Annotated in this window: 20 protein-coding genes; 4 read left to right on the forward strand and 16 right to left on the reverse strand. The window is 67.3% G+C overall.

Annotation, left to right across the window (positions count from 1 at the left end; genetic code table 11):
• Positions 1-460: 460 nt before the first annotated feature.
• The 12 genes from VFR64_16750 to VFR64_16805 form a co-directional block, all read right to left on the reverse strand.
• Complete coding sequence (locus VFR64_16750) at positions 461-1,669, reverse strand: TadG family pilus assembly protein (GenBank protein HET9491389.1); 1,209 nt, start codon at positions 1,667-1,669, stop codon at positions 461-463.
• Between the two features lie 21 nt (positions 1,670-1,690).
• The gene (locus VFR64_16755) at positions 1,691-2,278 is read right to left on the reverse strand and encodes a hypothetical protein (GenBank protein ID HET9491390.1); all 588 of its coding nucleotides are present in this window, start codon (positions 2,276-2,278) and stop codon (positions 1,691-1,693) included.
• Between the two features lie 10 nt (positions 2,279-2,288).
• The gene (locus tag VFR64_16760) at positions 2,289-3,224 is read right to left on the reverse strand and encodes a type II secretion system F family protein (GenBank protein ID HET9491391.1); all 936 of its coding nucleotides are present in this window, start codon (positions 3,222-3,224) and stop codon (positions 2,289-2,291) included.
• A gap of 7 nt (positions 3,225-3,231) precedes the next feature.
• Entirely contained in the window at positions 3,232-4,173 is a 942-nt protein-coding gene (locus VFR64_16765; protein HET9491392.1) for a type II secretion system F family protein, read from the reverse strand.
• On the reverse strand, positions 4,173-5,549 hold the full coding sequence (locus VFR64_16770; GenBank protein HET9491393.1) for a CpaF family protein: 1,377 nt from the start codon (positions 5,547-5,549) through the stop codon (positions 4,173-4,175). Before VFR64_16770 ends, VFR64_16765 begins: the two co-directional genes overlap by 1 nt.
• Positions 5,549-6,742 (reverse strand): AAA family ATPase, encoded by a 1,194-nt coding sequence (locus VFR64_16775; protein HET9491394.1) that lies wholly within the window; start codon positions 6,740-6,742, stop codon positions 5,549-5,551. The genes VFR64_16770 and VFR64_16775 overlap by 1 nt, the downstream gene beginning before the upstream one ends.
• A gap of 11 nt (positions 6,743-6,753) precedes the next feature.
• Positions 6,754-8,070: a type II and III secretion system protein family protein gene (locus VFR64_16780; protein HET9491395.1), complete on the reverse strand. Its 1,317-nt coding sequence runs from the start codon at positions 8,068-8,070 to the stop codon at positions 6,754-6,756.
• An 83-nt stretch (positions 8,071-8,153) separates the two neighbouring features.
• Positions 8,154-9,071 carry a Flp pilus assembly protein CpaB gene (gene cpaB / locus VFR64_16785; protein ID HET9491396.1) on the reverse strand — a complete coding sequence of 306 codons (918 nt, stop codon included), beginning with the start codon at positions 9,069-9,071 and terminating at the stop codon, positions 8,154-8,156.
• A gap of 10 nt (positions 9,072-9,081) precedes the next feature.
• Positions 9,082-9,498 (reverse strand): TadE/TadG family type IV pilus assembly protein, encoded by a 417-nt coding sequence (locus VFR64_16790; GenBank protein ID HET9491397.1) that lies wholly within the window; start codon positions 9,496-9,498, stop codon positions 9,082-9,084.
• A 61-nt stretch (positions 9,499-9,559) separates the two neighbouring features.
• The gene (locus VFR64_16795) at positions 9,560-9,739 is read right to left on the reverse strand and encodes a hypothetical protein (GenBank protein ID HET9491398.1); all 180 of its coding nucleotides are present in this window, start codon (positions 9,737-9,739) and stop codon (positions 9,560-9,562) included.
• A gap of 105 nt (positions 9,740-9,844) precedes the next feature.
• A complete protein-coding gene (locus tag VFR64_16800) occupies positions 9,845-10,096 on the reverse strand; it encodes a hypothetical protein (protein ID HET9491399.1) in 252 nt (83 codons plus the stop codon).
• A 415-nt stretch (positions 10,097-10,511) separates the two neighbouring features.
• Positions 10,512-11,939: a sigma 54-interacting transcriptional regulator gene (locus VFR64_16805; GenBank protein HET9491400.1), complete on the reverse strand. Its 1,428-nt coding sequence runs from the start codon at positions 11,937-11,939 to the stop codon at positions 10,512-10,514.
• 695 nt (positions 11,940-12,634) lie between these two features.
• Between VFR64_16805 and VFR64_16810 the strand changes: the two genes are divergently transcribed.
• The 3 genes from VFR64_16810 to VFR64_16820 all read left to right on the forward strand — a co-directional run bounded on the left by VFR64_16810 (position 12,635) and on the right by VFR64_16820 (position 15,191).
• Complete coding sequence (locus tag VFR64_16810) at positions 12,635-13,741, forward strand: response regulator (GenBank protein ID HET9491401.1); 1,107 nt, start codon at positions 12,635-12,637, stop codon at positions 13,739-13,741.
• Between the two features lie 356 nt (positions 13,742-14,097).
• Complete coding sequence (locus VFR64_16815; GenBank protein ID HET9491402.1) at positions 14,098-14,643, forward strand: peroxiredoxin; 546 nt, start codon at positions 14,098-14,100, stop codon at positions 14,641-14,643.
• Positions 14,644-14,687: 44 nt separating this feature from the next.
• Positions 14,688-15,191 (forward strand): TlpA disulfide reductase family protein, encoded by a 504-nt coding sequence (locus VFR64_16820; GenBank protein ID HET9491403.1) that lies wholly within the window; start codon positions 14,688-14,690, stop codon positions 15,189-15,191.
• Positions 15,192-15,198: 7 nt separating this feature from the next.
• Here VFR64_16820 and VFR64_16825 read toward each other — a convergent pair whose 3' ends face one another.
• The 4 genes from VFR64_16825 to VFR64_16840 form a co-directional block, all read right to left on the reverse strand.
• A complete protein-coding gene (locus VFR64_16825; GenBank protein HET9491404.1) occupies positions 15,199-15,834 on the reverse strand; it encodes a hypothetical protein in 636 nt (211 codons plus the stop codon).
• A 9-nt stretch (positions 15,835-15,843) separates the two neighbouring features.
• Complete coding sequence (locus VFR64_16830) at positions 15,844-16,044, reverse strand: hypothetical protein (GenBank protein HET9491405.1); 201 nt, start codon at positions 16,042-16,044, stop codon at positions 15,844-15,846.
• Positions 16,045-16,312: 268 nt separating this feature from the next.
• Positions 16,313-17,068 carry a hypothetical protein gene (locus tag VFR64_16835; protein HET9491406.1) on the reverse strand — a complete coding sequence of 252 codons (756 nt, stop codon included), beginning with the start codon at positions 17,066-17,068 and terminating at the stop codon, positions 16,313-16,315.
• Positions 17,065-18,309, reverse strand: a complete 1,245-nt coding sequence (locus VFR64_16840) for a hypothetical protein (GenBank protein HET9491407.1) — start codon at positions 18,307-18,309, stop codon at positions 17,065-17,067. The genes VFR64_16835 and VFR64_16840 overlap by 4 nt, the downstream gene beginning before the upstream one ends.
• Positions 18,310-18,563: 254 nt before the next feature.
• On the opposite strand from VFR64_16840, the gene VFR64_16845 reads away from it, so the two are divergent.
• Positions 18,564-19,649, forward strand: a 1,086-nt coding sequence (locus VFR64_16845; GenBank protein ID HET9491408.1) for a trypsin-like peptidase domain-containing protein, incomplete at its 3' end; no start/stop codon positions are given.

A 19,649-nucleotide genomic window follows, 5' to 3' on the forward strand; every position in this document is an offset into this window, starting at 1 on the left:
GTCGATGAAGTGGAAGTGCCCGCAGCGGGCTTCGCCGAAGCCGCAACGGCTCGCGGTCCCGGTCGCGTAGGGGGCGTCGAGCGCGACGAGCGCTGCGGGCCGTCCTGCCGGGGGCCCGCCTTTGGCGCGACGACGATGTGCACGTCAGCCTGGGGCGGTGAGGGTACCGAAAAGGATGGGAGAGCCGGTGAATCATCGACAAAGACCTCGAGCGAGGCCATCGAGGGCGCGAAGCCCGGGAAGCGGAGCAACGGGAGCAGCATGGCCAGGTGGAGTAACAAGGAAAATGAAAAACCCCTGCCGGAGAGTCCCGCAGGCCCAGACCGGTTCCGCTGTCGCAGATAGTCGACACGAGGGGCCCGGACCGGACGGTAGACGGGCCGCGGCCATCGTGTCCCTGTGCCGCCGCATCGTGTCTGCGCCTCGCCGATGGTCGGATCACCCCCGGGGCGGGGTTCCATCACCTCACCAGACGCAGCCTGCTGGCGAGCGCGCTGCGCGGCAATGGCGTTGGGACTGGATTCGCCGGGTAGAGCGTGCACGAGAAATAGCCGAAGATCGCCCGCAGCGCGCCGGCGTTCTCCGGGGCGTTCGCGCCGGTACATCCGTTGGTCTGGCCGACGTCGGTCCACCCATTCGGGGACCACGGATTATTGACGGCGCAGTTCCCTTGATTGATGACCTGGGCGATGACGAGCTCCGTCCACCCCACGATGGTGTGCGAGCCGGAGATCGCTCCCGTGGGGCACTCGGTCTGGATCACGGGAATGTAGACTTTCCAGCCCTTGCCGCTGTAGACGACCTCGTTGCTGGCGTTCTTGACCTCGTAGCTTTCCGACTGCTCCCATTGCTGCTTGAACACGGACTCCATGGTGTTCATGACCGACTGGATCATGCCGTTGTTCGTCTCCAGCGAGTTACCGGTCTGGAGCGTCGAGGTTGAACAATTGCCGCTCGCCGCACCGAGAATGGCATTCTGCAGATAGCCCGCGTTCGGCGAACTGTTCGGATCGAGGCTGACCCACCCGGCCGTGTTGGTACACGGCGGCGCCAGGCATCCTGCGCCGGTGTCGCCGGTCCCGCTGCTCGTGATGAACGTAATGGGCACTCCACATCCGGCCGAGCTGGCGCCCTGGAAGGGGCAGCTGCCCACGCCGATCGGGAACAGGCACGTGCTCGGCGGCGGCGTCAGCGGCGGATTGGAGATGGCGATGGCTTCGGCCGACACCGTGGCCGTCGGAAACCCGAGGAGCCCCATGAAGTAGTTCTGCACCGGGGTGGCGTACCGGCAGCGGACGGCGTTGACCATGGTGCCGTCCAGCGAGGGCGTGAAGGTCTGGTCGGTCGCATCGAAGATGCCGAGGACGATTTCGCCGCTCGGATCGTTGGCGGTGTTGAGATTCAGGTTGACGGGTCCCCCGTGCCACGGATTCAAAGCGCCGTACTGCTGGGCCGCGAGTCGGGCGGTGGGGAACGCGGAATCGTTGAAGCCGAGGTTGCCGGCTCCGGCGAGGGAAGCCGAGTCCATGCTCTTCTGGAGCTCCCCCCTGACCGCGATCAGGTGCACCGTGTCGATGGCCAGCCCGCCCATCGCAATGATTACCAGGAACAAGATCAGAGTGAGAATCAGCACCGTGCCCTGTTGCTCGCGAAAGAGTTTCGAAATCACGCCACATTCCCTCCTGGGCTGTCAGCGGTCGAACCGCAGGGTCTCGATCTCGTCGAACGGGATCTCCACCCGGGCACCCGCCGCCATGCCACGCACCACTGCCGTGCCAAAGTTGAAATAGTCCGCTTCGACGCGCGAGCCGTCGACCAGCTGGGCCACCGCGGAATAGCGGTAATGGGTCGGGGCGACGTACGGCGGAAGCGCGCTCTCCGCGAGCTGCCCGCGCGAAATGGTCAGGCTGACGATCTGCTCGACCGGCACCCGCCGCTCGACGCCTGCCCTGGACAGCGTCAGGGCCTCCAGATCCCGCTGGGCCCGCCGCGGCTCGGGGCCGGTGTCGATGAGCTGCCTGATGGACTGGAATGAGCCTCGGATCTCTGGTCGGGTCCCGCCGCCCGGCATTCCGGCCATCGTGCCCGGCGCCTCCTCCTGGGGCGTCGGTATCACCGTGTAGAAGACGAGGACTCCCGGCTCGGACAGCTGCACGGTCTGCCCGGTCCAGGTGCGCACCTGGGCGGTGACCTCTTGAGCGGCCGCCGGGAGATGACCGAGCACCGAGAGCAACCCCACCAGGACGATGATGCTGCCTGCGACGAACGCGCGCTTCATTGCTTCCCCCTCACTTGCCGGACTGTTTGAGGATCGTCAGGATCTGCAGTAGCGGCGGCCCCATCGCCACCAGCATGAAGGCTGGCATGAGAAAGATGGCCGTCGGGAAGAGCATCTTGAGTGGCGCCAGGTAGGCGCGCTCTTCGGCGCGCTGCCGGCGCTGCTCCCGCGAAGTGTCCGCGTGAACCCGCAACGTCCGGCCCATGCTCGTGCCGAGCCGGTCGGTCTGGATGAACACGCTGACCATCGTGGCGATTTCCTGGATGCCACACCGGTAGGCCAGGGCACGTAGCGCTTCCTGGCGCTGTCGGCCGGCCCGCATCTCCAGGATCATCCGCAGCAGCTCCTGGTGCAGCGGGCTCTTCCGCGCCTCCGGCTGCTCGGCGACCCTGGCCAGCGCCCCGTCGAACCCCATACCGCCCTCGACACAGACGGTGAGCAGGTCCAGCACTTCGGGCAGCGCATTCACCATGGCTTCCTGCCGGCGACGGATCCGGCTTCGGAGCAACAGGTTCGGCAGCAGGAAGCCCACGCCCCCCAGGACGATCGAGTAGAAGAGGAGATTGGGCATGATGCGCTGACTGAGCACGCCAGCCACCGGATAGACCAGCGCGAACACGAGCGCGGTGCCCGCCTTGATGCCGGCCAGGATCCAGACCGCGCGAGGATCGTGGTACCCGGCCCAGGCCAGCCGCTGGCGATACTTCGTCAAACGGGTGACGTCCCGCGGCGAAACCATGCGCCCGAGGCGCTCGGCGAACTGCTGCCAGCCGGCGCGAGCCGCATCCCAGCGCAGGATGGAACCGGCGGTCAGGGCTTCCGGAGCCAGAGCGCGCAGGCGCTCGCGCCGGATGGCGGGTATCCAGCGCAGGAGCGCGCCGGCGCCGAGGAACACCGATCCGCCGACAAACACGAACGTGACGACGGCTACGGTCACAGGATCCATACGCGCCTCACACCTTGATCTTGGCGATCCGCCAGATGATGGTGAATCCGATGGCCTCGAGGGCGAGGCCGACCATGATCATCGTCGACCCGTAAGGCGACTTCAGGGCCGGGGTGAAGTAATTAGGGTCGACGAGCAGGAGGAGCAGCGCCAGGCCGACGGGGCTGAACCCCACGACGATGGCCGCCCACCGTTGCTGGGCCGAGATCACGCGCGCGTGGCTCAGCAGCTTGTACCGCTCGCGGATGACCTCGCTCAACCGGTCCAGCGTCTCGGCCAGGTTGCCGCCGGAGGCGCGCTGGATCCGGAGGGCGGTACAGAAGAACCGTACGTCCTCGGTCGGCATGCGCTGCGCAAGCTTCTCCAGGGCCTCGCCGGGCTCCAGCCCGAGCCGGATCTCCTCGAACACCCGCTTCAGCTCCTGGCCGACGGGATCGGGCATCTCGTCACCGACGAGCTGGATGCTCCCGGCCAGGGCGTGACCGGCGCGGATGGCGCGGCTCATCATCTCCAGTGCCTCCGGAAACTGCTCGGAGAAGCGCCGTACGCGGTGCCGCCGCAAGTACAGGAGATAGAGCACCGGAAGCGCACCGCCGATCAGCCCGAGGAGCAGGGACCACTGCGCGCCCCCGAGCCTCACGGCGCCGACGACGCCGCCCAGCGCCGCGAACACGGCGATCATCGTCACGACGCGGGGAGCGGCGTCCCGGCGCCCGGCTTGCTCGACGAGCCTCGTCAACCGGGCGTACAGCTCGGTGCGGCTCAACAGGCTCACCAGGCCCCGGCGCTGCGCCTGGGAGTCCTGGACGACTCCCGTCCATTGCTCGGTCGGCTCGGCGGCAGCAACGAGTCGCTCGCGGACCCGCCGCCGCACCCCGGCTGCCCACCACCCCCCGAGCACGAGGCTGAACACCCCGATGAAGACCAGGATCGCGATCGCCGCGGCCATCAGCGCACCGCCTGCCGGCGCGAAGGGTCGAAAAGCTCGGGACCGAGGTTGATTCCGGCCTGGAGCAGGCGCTCGCTGAACTTCGGGCGAACGCCCGTGGCCCGGTGAAAGCCGCGCACCCGGCCCTCCTCGTCGATGCCCTGCTGCTCGAAGGTGAAGATATCCTGGGTCGTCACCACGGCCTCCTCCATGCCGGTCACCTCGGTCACCCGCACGACCTTGCGCGTGCCGTCGCTGAGGCGCGCGACGTGGACGGTCATGTCCAGCGCCGCCGCGATATACTCGCGGATCGCCCGCACCGGAGGCGCGACGCCCGAGAGCAGCACCATCGTCTCGAGCCGCGACAGCGCATCGCGCGTGGAGTTGGCGTGCACCGTCGACAGTGAGCCGTCGTGCCCGGTATTCATGGCCTGGAGCATGTCCAGCACCTCGGAGCCACGGACCTCACCGATCACGATGCGGTCCGGGCGCATCCGGAGCGCGTTGCGCACGAGGTCTCGCTGGGTCACGGCGCCCGAGCCTTCCATGTTGGGAGGACGGGTCTCCAGTCGCACCACGTGCTCCTGCTGGAGCTGCAATTCCGCGGAGTCCTCGATCGTGACGATGCGCTCCGTGTTGGGAATGGCATTGGAGAGCACGTTCAGGAACGTCGTCTTGCCAGCGCCGGTCCCGCCGGAGATCAGGATGTTGAGCCGGGCCCGCACGGCCGCGCTGAGCAGCTCGGCCAGGGTCGGCGTCAACGTCCCGAACTCGATGAGGTCGGGCATCCGGTAGGGATCGGCCGAGAAGCGCCGGATGGAGAGCACCGGCCCGTCGAGCGCCAGCGGGGGGATGATGGCGTTGACGCGCGAGCCGTCGGGCAGCCGGGCATCCACCATGGGCGAGGCCTCGTCGACCCGGCGCCCCACCCGCGACACGATGCGCTCGATGATCTGGAGCAGGTGGGCGTCGTTGCGGAAGATCACCTCGGTGCTCTCGAGCTTGCCCCGGCGCTCGACGTAGACATGTTGGGGCCCGTTGACGAGGATGTCCGACACCGTGGGATCGCGCATGAGCGGCTCGATCGGTCCGAGGCCGAAGGTCTCGTGCGAGACTTCCTGGACGATCCGTTCCCGCTCCTGGCGGCTGAGCGGTGTGACCTCTGCCTCCAGCATGCCCTCGACGATGCGGCGGATCTGGAGCTGCACGGTCTCGGGCGAGATCAGCTCCAGCTTGGCCAGGTCGAGTTGCTCGATGAGCTGCCGATGGACCCGGGCCTTCAGCTCGTTGTATTCCACGTCGACGCGCCGTGCCGGCTCGGGCCGGGGGGCCGCCTCGACAGTTCCGTTGCCGTTGGGTGACTTGACCGCCTCGGGCTTTCGCTGAAACAGAGCCATCAGCTCCCTCCCGCCGAGCCCTTCGGGCTCCAGGCCAGGCGCAGCAAAGATGCCCGCTTGGGCGTGGTGGTTTCCCTGGGCACGCCCGTCTCGACCGCATCGCACAGTCGGCGCAGGCTGACCGCGATCCTCGACCGAGGGGACGCCTTCACGACGGGGTGTCCCTGATCGATGGCAGAGACGACCGCCGCGTAGTCATTGGGGATCGTCCAGAAGATCGGCGTGTCGAGGGCGCGCCGGGCGTCCTTCAGCGTCACGTCGTTGCCAGTGCCGTCGCGCATGACCACGGCCCGGACCTTCCGGGTGTCGACGCCGAGATGCCGGAACGCCATGAGCCCGGCCGCGCTCGACCTCAGGGCGGCGATATTGGGACCGGTGAGAAACAGGATGGTGTCGGACGCCTCCAGCGCCGCGATCGTTCCGGCATCGAAGTCGTGGCGCAGATCGAGCACGACGTGGTCGAAGTGGCATCTGAGGATCTCGATCATCGCCCTGACCTGCTCGGCGCCGAGCTGCGCGCCGGCCGGGCGCAGCGGTCCGGCCAGCACCAGCAGGCCGCTCTGGTGCCGGCTCAGCAGGCCCTGGAGGAACGACTCGTCCAGCCGGCCGATATTCTCGAGCGCGTCACGGACGGAATAGGTGGGGCGTAGATCGAGGAACGTCGCCACGTCCGACGGGCAGGTGTGCAGCTCCACCAGCAGCACCCGGCTCTTCGGCCGCTCCACCAGACACACGGCGAGGTTGACGGCCAGCGTGGTGGCCCCCAGGCCGCCCTTGGTGGCGTAGACCGAGGTGACCCGAGCGACTGGCCGCTGCAGAGGGCTGCCGCGCCGCACTCGGAGCACCTTGTCCAGCGCGCCGACCACCTCGGCGCGCTCGACCGGCCGCCGCAAGAACTCCAGGGCGCCCGCCCGGATGGCCTGGATCACGAAGTCGGCCGAGGTCACCGGCCCCATGGCCAGGACCGCGGCCTCGGGCACGGCCCGGACGAGTCCTTCGATCGAGGTCGTGTCCGGGCCGACTTCCACGAACACGACATCGACCTGGTGGGTGGCCAGGGTCAGGAGCGCCTGGGAGAGATCCCGGTATTCCGCCACCAGGTGCAGCGACGGGATCTCGGCCAGCAGTCGCCGAGTCGACGCCCGGCACTGATCGTCGGAATCGATGATGACGGTCCGCAGCAGTGACGGCATCGATCGCGCGCTCATTTGGCCAGGTTGCTCTTGCCGAAGGGCCGGTTCACGACCTCACCGACGCCCGGCACGCCCGGCGCCAGAGTGAACTCTTTCCGTTCGTCCTCGCGCAGCTCCATGAGCTTGGTCGGATCCGGCGCCGCGGCCGACCCTGCAGGAGGAGTCTTGATCAGCTTGACGGTAACCAGGAAGAGCAGTTCCGTCTCGTTGTTCTGGAAGCGCGTGCTCCGGAACAGCGCGCCGAGGATGGGAAGGTCGCCGAGCAAGGGGACCTTTCCGACGGACTGCCGCACCTCGTTGTTGATCAATCCGGCGATGGCGAACGACTCACCGTCCTTGACGGTCACGTTGGTGAACGCCTCGTTCTTGCGGATGACGGGAATGGAAAAGCCGAAGGCCACGAGCCCCTGGCTGAAGTCGAGGCTCGAGACCTCGGGCCGGATCTTCAGGCTGATGGTCTCGCCGTCCTCGATCACCGGTGTGAAGAGGAGGCCGATCCCGAACTCCTTGAACTCGATCGTGAGGGCGTTAGCCTGCTGGCCCACGGGGAATGGGAACTCGCCGCCCGACAGGAACTTCGCCTCCTTGCCGCTCTGAGTGATGATGTTCGGCTTCGCCAGGGTCCGCAGTAAGTTCCGCTCGGCCAGGGCCTGGACCATTCCGGCGTAGTCGCGCCGGCCGGAGGCCAGGAAGAAGCCGCTGCCGCCCTGCGGCGACGTGAAGAGGAAGTCCGGCGTGCTGCGGCCGGTGGGGCTTCCGCCGGACGTCACCACGCCCAGCGATCCCGCCGGAGGGAAGAAGGGCAGGCCCGGGAACAGACCGCCCTGCAGGGTCGAGCCGAGGGCCCGGATGCTGAAGCCCAACTCGCGCAGCGCCTCCCGGGCGACCTCGGCCACGTGGACCTGGAGCATCACCTGCTGGGGCTTGACCTGGGCCACCGAGAGCAGGTTGACCACCTTGCCCTTGGGAACGAAGACGGAAGCGACCTCGGCGGCGCCGGCGATGAGGTGGTCGTTGGAGACGCTGCCTTTCAAGATGACGGCATCCTGAGCCGGGTGGACCTGGATCTCGTCTCTCGGCGCGATCTGCTTCAACCGCTCCGCCAGGAGCGCCAGGTCGGTCTGGACGACGAGGTCGAAGAACAGCGTGCGATTTGGGTAGAAGACGACGAGCGACGTCACCCCGGCGGACTTGCCGTTGATCAGGATCTGATTCGGGGTGATGACGAACACGTCGGCGATGTTGGGGTTCGTGACGGACACCCGGGTGAAGGGCTCTTTCAGGTCGATCACCTGGGACTTGCCGATCGTCACATCGACGCGGACCATGCGCGAGTCCTGAGACCACGCCGGCGTCCAGAGCGCCAGAAGAAATGCCAGAGTCGCCAATCTCAAAAGGATCTTCACGACATTCACCTCTTCTGTTCGTCTTTCTCCACCCACGTCTCGCCCTTGCGCACGAACACCTGCTCGCTGGGCTTCCCGGAGCGAATGACGGCAACGGTGTGAACCTCGATCTTGGGGACCGGAAGCGGGGCGCTGACCACCGCCGGAGCCGGGGTTAGCCGCGGCCGTGCTTTGGCTCTGGTTCTGGTCGCCAGGGGCTTCGCCGGCGGCGCCGAGGTGCCGATCAGCGTCTCCCGGGTCGCGCCCGTCGTCTGCACGACCCCCTCATCCCGGAGGTTGCGCATCCCGATCGTCAGCTTTCCCTCGTTCTGGGCCAGGGCCAGGCGCTCGGCCTGATCGGGAGTGAGCGCCAGCGTGACCGTCGTCACCGAGACTGGCCGGTTGTCCCGCATCTCCACGGCCTGGCCGGCGGCCAGCACGGCCACGTCCTGCAGGATCAGCTTGGCAATCCGGTCTTGCCGATTCGCGGCCCTCGGCATGCTCACGAAGACGTCCACGCGGCTATTCGGCAGGACGAAGCCGCTTTCCTTGATGGCGTCGTCCACCTTGATGGTGATGGCCCGCTGACCGACGGGCACCAGCATCGGCATGATGCCGCCCTTGCCGGAGAGCTGGGGCGCCAGCTTGCCCTCGAGCAGGGGTTCACCGGCGACGATCGAGCTGCGAACGACGCGGCCCTCGGCGTCGGCCAGGCTCCGGATGGCCCCCGGAGGGACCGTGGGCTTGGGCCAGGGCACGAGCCTCACGTGCTTGCTGGTGATGGTCTCGGCGAGGTCCATGTTCACCGCCGCGACGAGGATCTGTTCGGTCGGCTGCTGCTGGTTGGCCTGGGCGACATTGACGACGACGCGATAGACGAGCAGGCTCGCGGCCAGCCCGATGACCGACGCGAGCACCAGCACAATGATCAGGCGTCTTTTCATGACATGGCTCCTACTCAAACCTCATCACGGCGGCCTCGGTGATGTTGACGGTGCCCAGGGCCGCGTCGAGGATGGGGAGAATACTCGTAAAGGGCACGGACACGGTGGCAGTCACCGGAGATCCGGGCAGACAAGGCGCGGCGCACGTCACCGAGCGGCTGGCCCCGGCCGAGAGATTCAACCCGGTGAGCATCGCGTCGATCTCGGCTTCCGCAGGCGCCGGGTTGAAGGCATCGCCCGTCAGGGTCGGTGTGCGAACACCGATCCGGGCGCCTTCCCGGGCGGCCGCGTTGACGATACTCGCCGTGAGCCAGGCGCGGCTGGCCTCGACGACGCCGAACATGATCAGGAACAGCATCGGCAGGGTGAAGAGGAGCTCCACCGTCGATGAGCCCCGCTGGCCGTTGCGCGCTCGAACTTCGTTCATAGTGAAGGCTCGGCGTGGGGGCCCGATGGGGCCGCCCACGCGTTGCCGAACGGTGGTCCTCTTAGGAGCCACCGACGCCCGGGACATTGGCCAGTACCGTGGTGAACGCGGTGACCAGCGCTCCCTGGACCGGCGTCACGAGCAGGCCGCCGATCGTGGCCAGCACGGCAACCCAGATGACCCACTCGGGGAGCTCCGCCCCCGACTCATCGCGAACCCAATCGAGAACGAATCGCAGCATGCTCAACATTTGTCATTCCTCCGCTCATTGAATAGATAGATTCAAGACTCCAACAACAGCTTCGTCTCTGCCGACTCGCCACCCCGTCCTATCACCCCCTTGACCTCACTCCTCGATGCGGTACGCCAGCACCTCGGCAAATCCCTGGATCTCCAGCGCCACCATCGCCTCCGCCGCTCGCTGATGCGGCACGCGCAGCACGACGCTCGGTGTTCGGCGCAGCTGGTGCCCGCGGCCCACCACTTCCGCCGGGATCCCCAGCGGCTCGAGAATTTCCACGATTCTCGTTACCTCCTCCGCCTCCGACTCCAGGCTCACTACCAGAAACGTGCCGGCATCCGGGCTTCTCTCGCTCATCCCTCGCACCCACTTTAGGTATTGAAGCCGGCACTGCGCTGTTACGCCGGTCGCGTCGGCGGTAGGTGCATCTCTCAAGCCAATCGCGCCGGCGTCGCTGGGGTTGGGGAAGTGCGCGATTCACAAGGCCCCGAACGAGGGCAGCGGGGAACGACACGTGGCCGGCCACGGGGGTCTATTCAAAACTGAATAACCAGAATCGGTTCAGGCGGCCCGGCGCTGGGAGCTATCCTCAGCGATTTCGCGTCGACTTCCGCTGGAAGTCGAGCACATCGGGCGCGTCGCTTCCGATATTCATCGCGGGGCAGGCCCGAATCGATTTCGCATAACCTTTCCGCGAACAGCCCTGCCGAGGCGGACGGACTGCGTGAAGAGTGCCGGGACGTGGGTACAGACGGGGCGAAGACGGGGCGGCTCAGCCGCCGAGGCCGTGCTGCTTGGTCTTGCGAGCGACGGTCGCCTGTCCGACCCCGAGATGGCGGGCGGCCTTGGCCTGCGTTCCGTAGCGGCGCAGGGCCTCGCGGAGGATGTGAGCCTCCACCTGCCGAAGCGCCTGTCGGAGATTCAGCCCTTCAATGCCCGGAGCTGCTGCCGCCGAACCCGTCCCACAGCTCGCGATCTCGCGGGGCAGGTCACTCACGTCGATGGTTGCACCTTTGACGAGGATGCTGAGGCTTTCGACGAGGTTCCAGAGCTCGCGGACGTTCCCGGGAAAGACGTAGCGGCAGAGCGCCTGCATGGCCTCGCCTGTAAAGGTCTTCTTCGCGCCCAGGCGTCGGGCTAGCTGTTCCTGCATCATGTCGACGAGGTCCGGAATGTCCTCAGGATGCTCGCGAAGCGGTGGGATCGGGACGACCAGAATGTGGAGTCGGTAGAAGAGGTCCCTGCGGAACGTGCCTTCCTCCATCATCTTGCCCAGGTCCCGGTTCGTCGCGGTCAGGATGCGGACGTCCGGACGCCTGGCCTCGCTCCCGCCCACCGGCCAGACCTCGCCCGTGTCCAGAAACCGCAGGAGCTTCACCTGCAGGCTCAACGGCAGGTCACCGACCTCATCCAGGACGAGCGTGCCGCGGTGCGCAAGATTGATGACCCCTAGCCGGCCCCGAGAGTCGGCGCCGGTGAATGCGCCCTTCGCATAGCCGAAGAGTTCCGCCTCCAGCAGCCCTTCCGGGATCGCCCCACAATTCACCACATGGAAGGGTCCGTCCCGACGGGGGGAGGCGTCGTGGATCAGCCTGGCGAAGACGTTCTTGCCCGTTCCCGTCTCTCCGAGGAGTAGCACGGGCGAGTTGACGGCGGCGCACTGCAGGGCGAGGTCATGGACGGCCTGGATCGCTTCACTTCCGATCACCAGGGTGGCCGTCTCGTTTGCCGGAGATTCCGCGCGGCGCATGTCGGTCCAGTCGGCACTGGTCGTCCGGTCCGAGGGCCGCAGCCTGCTCACGAGTTGGCCCAGGCCGGTCACGTCGCGCAGGAAGACCACGACCTGATCACTTCCCGGAACGGCGAGCGGCTTGGCCGTGACAAGGAGCTTGCGTCCCTCGATCCTGTGGGTTCGCGTGACTTCGGCCCGTCGGGTCACGGCCTCCGCGATGAATGCCGATGCGAAGGGGGCGTCGAAGAAGGTCTCATGGATGCTGCGTCCGAGAAGCACCCCACGCTCGCTGCCGACGAGCTTTGCGGCCGCCTGATTGACCTGGAGGATGATGCCTCCTCGGGACACGACCAGGATGCCGTCCGAAACGCCTTCGAGGATCGCATGGACAAAGTTGGCGCCTGGCTCGCCGGCCTCGCCGACGGCCGGAACCGCATAGGAGTGCGGTCCGCCGTTGGTTCCCTTCACGACTCGCGCCTCCGCTCGGCTGCAGATATCACTGGGCACATGACGAACGTAGGGTCAGCCTTCCACGCCGTCAAGTACCTTTCGATCCTGCTGCTACCTACAGGTGGTTACCTTGACTCACTACCCGCGTGGAGCGAACTGTGTTTGACACTCTTGGGTCCTATGCTGCGCGTGGAGCCAGTCGTGTTTGACGCTTTTCGATCCTGATGCCGGTGTGGCCGGCTCCATGATCCCGCGCGCGAGGCCATGGCCCGCATCGCCGAACGCCACCGGCGACTCGTAGCCTCAGAAGCGCTGCCGCGACCACGAACCGATGGTGGCGGAGGGCGGCGAAGGGTGCGCAACGACAATCGCGGCCCTGGTGTCGCCGGTTCTTCGGCAGCGCAGCCGGCCATGGCGGAGGCATCCCAAGCCGGCACCAGACCCGTTCCCCATCTGCGGGGCGCCGGCCGTGCGCTTGGCGCCTGCCCTGGCATCTGGAGGAGAACCAGCACCCGGGTCAGGGCACCCATCGAACCCGAGCCTCCCGAGAGCGCATGTTGGCGGAGACCGTGAGGCAGACCCACCCCCCCGTCAATGCACCGGTCTGCTGAAAAAAATACCCGGGGCTGCTGCCACCTGTCACAGGGCCCCTACAATTGCTTCAAATGTTGGTGGGTTTGGCCCTCTGCTGTGCGACTTTTTGATCGCGCACTATGGGTAAGCCACTGCCTCAGCCCGCCGACCGGCGTCGACCGGTTGTCCTGGCGGTGGACGATAATTGGGGACTGTTGCAGTCCCTCGACCTTGTCCTCGGGAAGCACTACGAAGTCCTGACCGTCTGCGACGGCCACGCAGCCCTGGACGTCGTGCGCTCCCGTCAAGTCGATGCCGTCTTGCTCGACATCCTGATGCCCGGCATGGACGGGCTCGAAGTACTCGGACGCATGAAGGCGACCGATCCTGGCCTTGCGGTGATTCTGATCAGCGGCCTCAACGACGTTCCGCTCGTCGTCACTAGCATGAATCTCGGCGCGTACGATTACCTCACCAAGCCCTTCGACAAAGAACGCCTCCTCGCGACGCTGGCTCGAGCTATCGAGTACCGGCAAACGAACCGCAAGAACGCTCTTCTCATCGGGAACGACGCTGCAGTGCTCGCCTCCTTCACGATCATGCTCTCACGATACATGAGGGTCGTCACCGCGGCACCGGAGCTCACTCAGCTACCTGGCCCTGCTAGAGGTATGCCGCTCTTGGTTCTCTACGACAACGATTCGGCACCCGATCCCGCGGCCGACTTCGTCCAGAGCCTGCGGAAGCGATTCGCCGGCTCGGCGTTCATCATTCTCACGCCGGAGGTGGATCGGGCCACGGTGCTGCGCGAGCGGGCGGCGCTCACATCCGACCAGCTCGTGGCAAAGCCCTACCGGCTCGATGAGGTACTTCACCGCATTGCGCGGTTCGTCCCGTCTCTGAACCAGTTGTCGGTCTTGGGCTCCCGGATGACCACACTCATCGACCACGTCGCACAGATGCATCGCCGGCCGCTCGAGGCGTCGGAGCTTGCCCGTGCTGTCGGTCTGTCCGTGGACCGCCTCGCCCACCTCGTGCGGGACCGACTCGGTGTTCCCCTGATGGTGTACGTGACGCGCTTCCGGGTCGAAGTGGCCCGTCACCTCATCGCCGTAACAGATCTGCCACTCGAAGAAATTGCCGACCGGGCCGGGTTTGCGAGCGCCTCGCACCTCTCCCGTGCATTTCTAGACCATACTGGGCACCGGCCGGGCAGATACCGGCGTTTGACTCGCGCTCCGCAATGAGCGGTTGGCCAGCGGCCACCTGTAGCACTCTTCGGTGTTTGGATGGCGCGCTCGTCGGCTCGCAGGAGGTCTGATCATAGCCGTTGACGGAATCTAAGTAATTGAGTTCCCGCGGTCATCGACGAAAGTTACGGAACCGGGAGTTCGCAGCCGGTATTCAGGACTCACTTCCTCCGCCGGCCAGGTGGAAGTGACCTCCTCGGCCCGCCGGGCGAGGCTGCCCGCGCCACTGCAAGGGGGCTGCCAGCACATCGGGGAAACCGTTCTGTCAGCCCCGTTGTTATTGCGGTCGGGTGGGCCAGTCCGGCCCCTGGTAGTACACTGCCCCCAACCATCCGTAGCCCGAGGAGGCTCTTATGCGAAGCACACGGTGGATCGCGGCGCTCCTGGTGGCCGCATCACTGACTGTCGCGGGCCCGGCCGTCGGCCTCGAAGTGGGCCAGAAAGCGCCCGACTTCACGTTGCCCGCCCCCGGGGGCAAGAACGTGAAGCTGAGCGACTTGCTGGGCAAGGGCCCCGTGGTGGTCTACACCTTCATCCAGGCCTTCACCGCGCCCTGAACCAAGGAGATCATGGACTTCGACGCGGCCCTGCCGCAGTTCGAGGCCATGGGCGCCCAGGTCGTGGGCGTGAGCGCCGACCACGTGAAGACCCTGGAGGCCTTCGTCAAGCAAAATGGCGTCAAGCACGTGCTGCTGGCGGACTTCCGACGCCAGATGCTCCCGGCGTGGGACGCGATGGTGACCGATGAGAAGCACCCGATCTACCGCTACGCCAAGCGGGCGTATTTCGTGCTCGACCGCAACGGCGTGGTCAAGTTCTCGAAGGTCATGCAGAACCCGCTGGACCTGCTCCAGGCCGAGGAGGTCCTGGCGGCCGTGCGCGAGGCGGCCAAGTCGTGAGGCCCCTGGGCGCGGTGGCGGTCATCCTGACTGTCCTGCTCGGGGTGGCCGCCGCCGGCCCGAACTTCTCGGCCGCGGGGCTCCAGCCCTATCGGCCGCCCAAGGCGGCACCGGAATTCGCCCTGCCCGATCTGGAAGGTCGGACACGTACCCTGGCCGAGCTCCGTGGAAAGGTGGTCCTGCTCTTCTTCTGGGCCACCTGGTGACCGACCTGCCGGGAGGAGTTGCCTCCCCTGCAGGCCCTCTACCGCGAGTACCGCGACCGCGGCTTCGAGCTGCTCCTGATCACCTTCCGGGAAAGCCCCGATCTGGTCAGGCGGACTGCGCGAGAGCGCGGCTACACGGCGCCGGTGCTGCTCGATCGGAGCGGGCAAGTCGCCGGCGAGCGCTACGGGGTCTTCGGACCACCCACGATGTACCTCGTCGACCGACAGGGCCGGTTGCTCGCCCGCGGCGTAGGCCCCCACGACTGGTCTGGACCAGCGGCTCGCGCCCTGATCAGCGACCTGCTGGGGCCTCCGTCGTCGGCCAGGCCGCCCGGCCGCTGAGGCCGCCTCAAATGCCGAACAGGGCCCAGGTCGCGCGCAGGAGCCACATCGACAGCAGGAACCCGCCGGCGACCGCGAGGCTCACGCCGCCGACCAGCCGCACGCGCGCCTGAAACGCCTCGGACGCGGCCGCGCCGTGATCGCCACGCACGGCCAGGCTCCCGGCCGCGGCCAGCGGGACTACCAGCCCCAGACCATATGCGGCCAGCGCCGCGGCGCCCAGCCAGGCGCTCTGGCGAGCGGCGACCCAGCCGATCACGATCGCGTACGCGGAAAGCGGGCTGAAGATCGCCATGGTCGCGCCGAAGGTCAGCGCGATGATGAGCGCCCGCCGCCAGGCGCTGGACGTCAGCGGGCGAGCGGCCAGTGGGGCGATGCGGGGAAGGAGCGGACGCGTGAGACCGAGCTCACCGAGGGCGACGGCCAGCGCGAGCAGGCCAACCACGGTGAGCGCAGAGGCCGCGATCGCCTCGCGCGCCCAGGGCGTGGTAACCCTGGCGGCGACGGCCGCTCCCGCCCAGGCCACGGCGGCCCCGAACAGGGCGAGCACCAGCACCAGAGCGCCCGTGAACACGCCCAGCGTCGCCACCCACCGTCTCTTGCCGTTCGCCTCCTGAACCAGGGGCGCGATCGTGAAGATCATCGGCGTCCATCAGGGCACACATATCCGGCTCACGCCCGAGACGAAGGCCAGCAGAACGACGGCCCAGGCGCCCGCCAGCGGCATGCTGGGATCGACGAACAGTGTGATGAACCCCTCGTACGCCGCCTTGAAGCCGGGCCAGTTCCAGGCCAGTCCCAGGACACCGCCCACCAGCACCGAGAGCGCGAAGACCGTGGCGCGAGAGCGCATCGTACGTCCTCCCTCTGGCTCGTCGACCTTCGACATCCCGGGCACGACTCGGCCGAGAGGCAGCGTAGTCGAACACCGGCGCGAGCGCCAGGGACGCTCGCCGGGCGCTCCGCCCCACCCACCCCCGCTCGTCTGCGGGAAATGGTACCGCAATGGCGGGCGTCGCCTGGACGGCCGGGGAGAGGCCGAAGCAGAGGCGCTTCAGCGACGATCAGGCGGCGCAGCGCCCCCGCGGGCGGGGGCGCCGCTCATGTGGCGAAGGGGAGGCTCAGAGCGCACGCGAGCGCACGCGAAAGTCGACGTTGTCGCGGACCCACTTCCAGAGCCTGACCTGGCCGGCCGGGTCGACGCCGGTGACGAGCTGGGTCGCCCAGCTCTTCATCACCTCGGCCTCGGCCGTCCAGAGTCGGACCCGCTGACGCTGCACGTGCTTGCGCCAGTTCTCGCCGACACGCGGACTCGTGTACGTCAACCGCAGGGTCAGATTCTTGGACAGGAACTCCAGCGGGCCGAGGTCGATCCGCTGGTAGAGCGCCTTCGCGCCCGCCTTGCCGCCGGGCACGTCGGGCACGCCGTCGCTGACGACCATGACCGTGATGGGGCTGAGGACGAGGTTGCGCTCCTTGGCGATCCGCGCCACCTGGCGGAAGAAGGCGTTGAAGTCCGTCAGCGTGTCGGCCGGGGGGTACCAGCGGCGGAGGTCGGCCTCGATCTGCTGGATACTCTTGCCGGCGAAGTCGTGGATCGGCCGGAAGGCCTTGGGCTCGTTGGCGTCCCGGCCGCCGATGGGGGCGACGAAGAGCTCGCGCGGCCGGGTCAACCCCCCCAGGCCGCGGAGGTGGCCGTAGATGTAATAGGCGAGAAAGGACAGCGCGTTGTCGTAGTCCTGCCTGAACGATCCGCTGGTGTCCACGCCGACGAAGAGCGAGCCTCGCGGCGGCCGGGCCTCTTGAGCAACGGCCGGCGCGGACGCCGCGAGGAGAGCGGTCACGACCAGAGCGGTGGCCAGGCGGCGGCCCATCACACGCTTCCCTGCTTCCGGGGCTGGAGCTGCAGGACGCTGAGAATGTCCTTCGTCTCCATGACCTCCTTGAGCCCCTTGAACGGCAGGCTGAAGAGCGGCCGCCCCGTGATGAGGACCATCCCGAAATTGAGGGCGCCGGCGAACAGGGTAAGCACCGGCAGCGCCATGAAGTCCTTGAGCTCGTCGCTCTTCTCGTGCAGCCAGTCGATCTCTTTCTTGAAGTCCTCGAGCGGCCCGCGCCACCACGCCGTGGCCGGCGCCTCGCGCGCGGGCAGCGGCCGGCCCGCCGCCGGCTCATCCAGCGGCTGCCGCGAGATGAAGGCCAGCAGAGGCGGGGTCCCGTAACGACCGAAGAGGAACCACGTCATGCCGCGGATACCGACCCAGCCGAAGGTAGCCAGGCTCATGGTGATGCCGATCCCCATCCGGATGCGGTCGCCGGATTGCAGCGCGATCCAGGGCGAGATGGCGTCGACGAGCTCGCGGTAGAGGAACATGACCTCGAAGAACATCACGAAGAGCTCGACGGCCACGATCTGGACGATGAACCTCAGCTCGCGCTTCTGCACGGCGTCGACCATCGCCTGCACGCAGGCGAAGCTACCCATGATGAGCAGAAACAGGAAGAACCACAGCAGCGGCGCCGTCATCGACGGGAGCTGGTCGGCGCCAACGAGATCGGCCAGCACCTCGGAGACGGTCGGGTACAGCGTGTAGGTGAAGATGGTCGTCTCCAGCATGCACCAGAAGACCAGCATCAGGAAGGCCACCCAGGGCACGCCGGGCTGGAAGTACTGGCTCGTCATCCGGCCCGTCATCGCGAAGGGCATGAGGATGAGCTGGCGCAGCGCTTCCACGCCGAACTTGAGAAGGAGGCTCCCCAGCGTGAACAGCCAGCCGGCGACCACCATCCCCATCCGGAACAACCCGACCCAATAGAGCCACACCGCGCGGGCGGCGTCCCACCACATGACGAGCATGGTGGAGACGAACGACACCCGCCGGGACCGGAACGGTAGCGTGTAGATCGACAGCTGAGTGCACCACAGCCCGGCGATGACGAGCAGGAGCGGGAACAGCAGGAGCAGGTACTTCGCCAGGGCCGTCCACGGCGACGCCGACTCCATGAAGAAGTTGGCGACGATGGTCTGCAGGTGGGGAATCCACACGATGGGCGCCACCAGCAGCTCTACGAGCTCCCGCCACCGCTCGGGAACCCTGGCGATCATATGCTCGAGCATTTGCTCCTCCTTCGGGGTCGGGTTCGGCCCCACCAGAGAAAGCAAACTCCTGGCCGTGGCGGCGGGACGGAACTAGCTGATTTCCCGGGCCCGGGCGGGCCCCGGCCAGGACTTTTTGTCAAAGCAGCGGGCCAACTTGCTCTCTGGCCGAGCAAGGGCCGCCGACGGGCTGGTATGAATGACCGAGGCGCTTGCTGCGTCTATGCGGGTGAGCCCCGAAACACACGAGGGCCAAAGGGAGGCTCCACGCTCGCATGGACATCCAGCGTCCGGTCGTCATGCTATCGCTCGGTCTCGTCCTCGGGCTCGGTGGGGGCGCGCTCGGCACGAGTGTCGCCAGCTCACCGGCCACCGCTCCCACCCCGGTCTCGGCGACGACGTTCGCCAAGCTCGCCGAGAAGATCAAGCCCGCCGTGATCAACGTCAACACCGAGCGGCGGGGCGGCAGGCGCACGTCGGTGGACGACTTCTTCGGGGATGAATACTTTCGCCGCTTCTTCGGCGACGCCCCGGAGCGGATGCCCCGCCGCAGCCTGGGCTCCGGCGTGATCATCGATCCTTCCGGTGTCGCCCTGACCAATGCCCACGTCGTGGCGGATGCCGAGCAGGTCGAGGTCGTCACGGTGGACGGCAAGCGTCACAAGGCCAGGGTCGTGGGCACCGACCGGAAGACCGATCTCGCGCTGCTTCGGCTGGACGCCAACGGGACCGCGGTCTTCCCGCACCTGCCGCTCGGCGACTCCAACGAGACGCAAGTGGGCGACTGGGTGCTGGCGGTGGGATCGCCCTTCGGGCTCCAGGCCACGGTGACCGCAGGGATCATCAGCGCCAAGGCCCGTCAGATCGGCGCCGGGCCCTATGACGACTTCCTTCAGACCGACGCGGCGGTGAACCCCGGCAACTCCGGCGGGCCGCTCGTCAACATGCGAGGCGAGGTCATCGGCATCAACACCGCCATCGTCCGGGGCGGGTCCGGCATCGGTTTCGCCATCCCGGCCAGCATGGCCCGGCGCATCTCCGCCGAGCTGCTGAGCAAGGGCCGGGTCACGCGCGGCTGGCTCGGGGTTTCGATCCAGGCGCTCACTCCGGAGCTGGCCTCCTCGTTCGGCGTCAAGGACGGCAAGGGCGCGCTGGTGACCGAGGTCATGCCGGGCAGCCCTGCCGCCAAGGCGGGTGTCCGATCGGGCGACGTCATCGTCGAGGTCAACGGCACAAAGGTGGACGACCCGGGCGATCTGGCTCGGGCCATCGCCCTGGCGACTCCGGGACGCGCCTCGCGGCTCACCGTCTGGCGGGACAAGCAGGAGCACGCGCTGTCCGTGGTCCTGCGCGAGGCGCCG

It is taken from the genome of Candidatus Methylomirabilota bacterium (assembly GCA_035709005.1).
In the GTDB taxonomy this organism is placed as follows: Bacteria; Methylomirabilota; Methylomirabilia; order Rokubacteriales; family CSP1-6; genus 40CM-4-69-5.

What these genes read in the sequence shown, in the direction of transcription:
- VFR64_16790 (HET9491397.1), bottom strand. Translation starts at nt 9,498, where the DNA reads ATGAACGAAGTTCGAGCGCGCAACGGCCAGCGGGGCTCATCGACGGTG.
- VFR64_16830 (HET9491405.1), bottom strand. Translation starts at nt 16,044, where the DNA reads ATGCGCTCTCGCGCCACGGTCTTCGCGCTCTCGGTGCTGGTGGGCGGT.
- VFR64_16795 (HET9491398.1), bottom strand. Translation starts at nt 9,739, where the DNA reads ATGCTGCGATTCGTTCTCGATTGGGTTCGCGATGAGTCGGGGGCGGAG.
- VFR64_16770 (HET9491393.1), bottom strand. Translation starts at nt 5,549, where the DNA reads ATGGCTCTGTTTCAGCGAAAGCCCGAGGCGGTCAAGTCACCCAACGGC.
- VFR64_16765 (HET9491392.1), bottom strand. Translation starts at nt 4,173, where the DNA reads ATGGCCGCGGCGATCGCGATCCTGGTCTTCATCGGGGTGTTCAGCCTC.
- VFR64_16755 (HET9491390.1), bottom strand. Translation starts at nt 2,278, where the DNA reads ATGAAGCGCGCGTTCGTCGCAGGCAGCATCATCGTCCTGGTGGGGTTG.
- cpaB (HET9491396.1), bottom strand. Translation starts at nt 9,071, where the DNA reads ATGAAAAGACGCCTGATCATTGTGCTGGTGCTCGCGTCGGTCATCGGG.
- VFR64_16775 (HET9491394.1), bottom strand. Translation starts at nt 6,742, where the DNA reads ATGCCGTCACTGCTGCGGACCGTCATCATCGATTCCGACGATCAGTGC.
- VFR64_16800 (HET9491399.1), bottom strand. Translation starts at nt 10,096, where the DNA reads ATGAGCGAGAGAAGCCCGGATGCCGGCACGTTTCTGGTAGTGAGCCTG.
- VFR64_16780 (HET9491395.1), bottom strand. Translation starts at nt 8,070, where the DNA reads ATGGTCCGCGTCGATGTGACGATCGGCAAGTCCCAGGTGATCGACCTG.
- VFR64_16760 (HET9491391.1), bottom strand. Translation starts at nt 3,224, where the DNA reads ATGGATCCTGTGACCGTAGCCGTCGTCACGTTCGTGTTTGTCGGCGGA.
- VFR64_16810 (HET9491401.1), top strand. Translation starts at nt 12,635, where the DNA reads ATGGGTAAGCCACTGCCTCAGCCCGCCGACCGGCGTCGACCGGTTGTC.
- VFR64_16840 (HET9491407.1), bottom strand. Translation starts at nt 18,309, where the DNA reads ATGCTCGAGCATATGATCGCCAGGGTTCCCGAGCGGTGGCGGGAGCTC.
- VFR64_16825 (HET9491404.1), bottom strand. Translation starts at nt 15,834, where the DNA reads ATGATCTTCACGATCGCGCCCCTGGTTCAGGAGGCGAACGGCAAGAGA.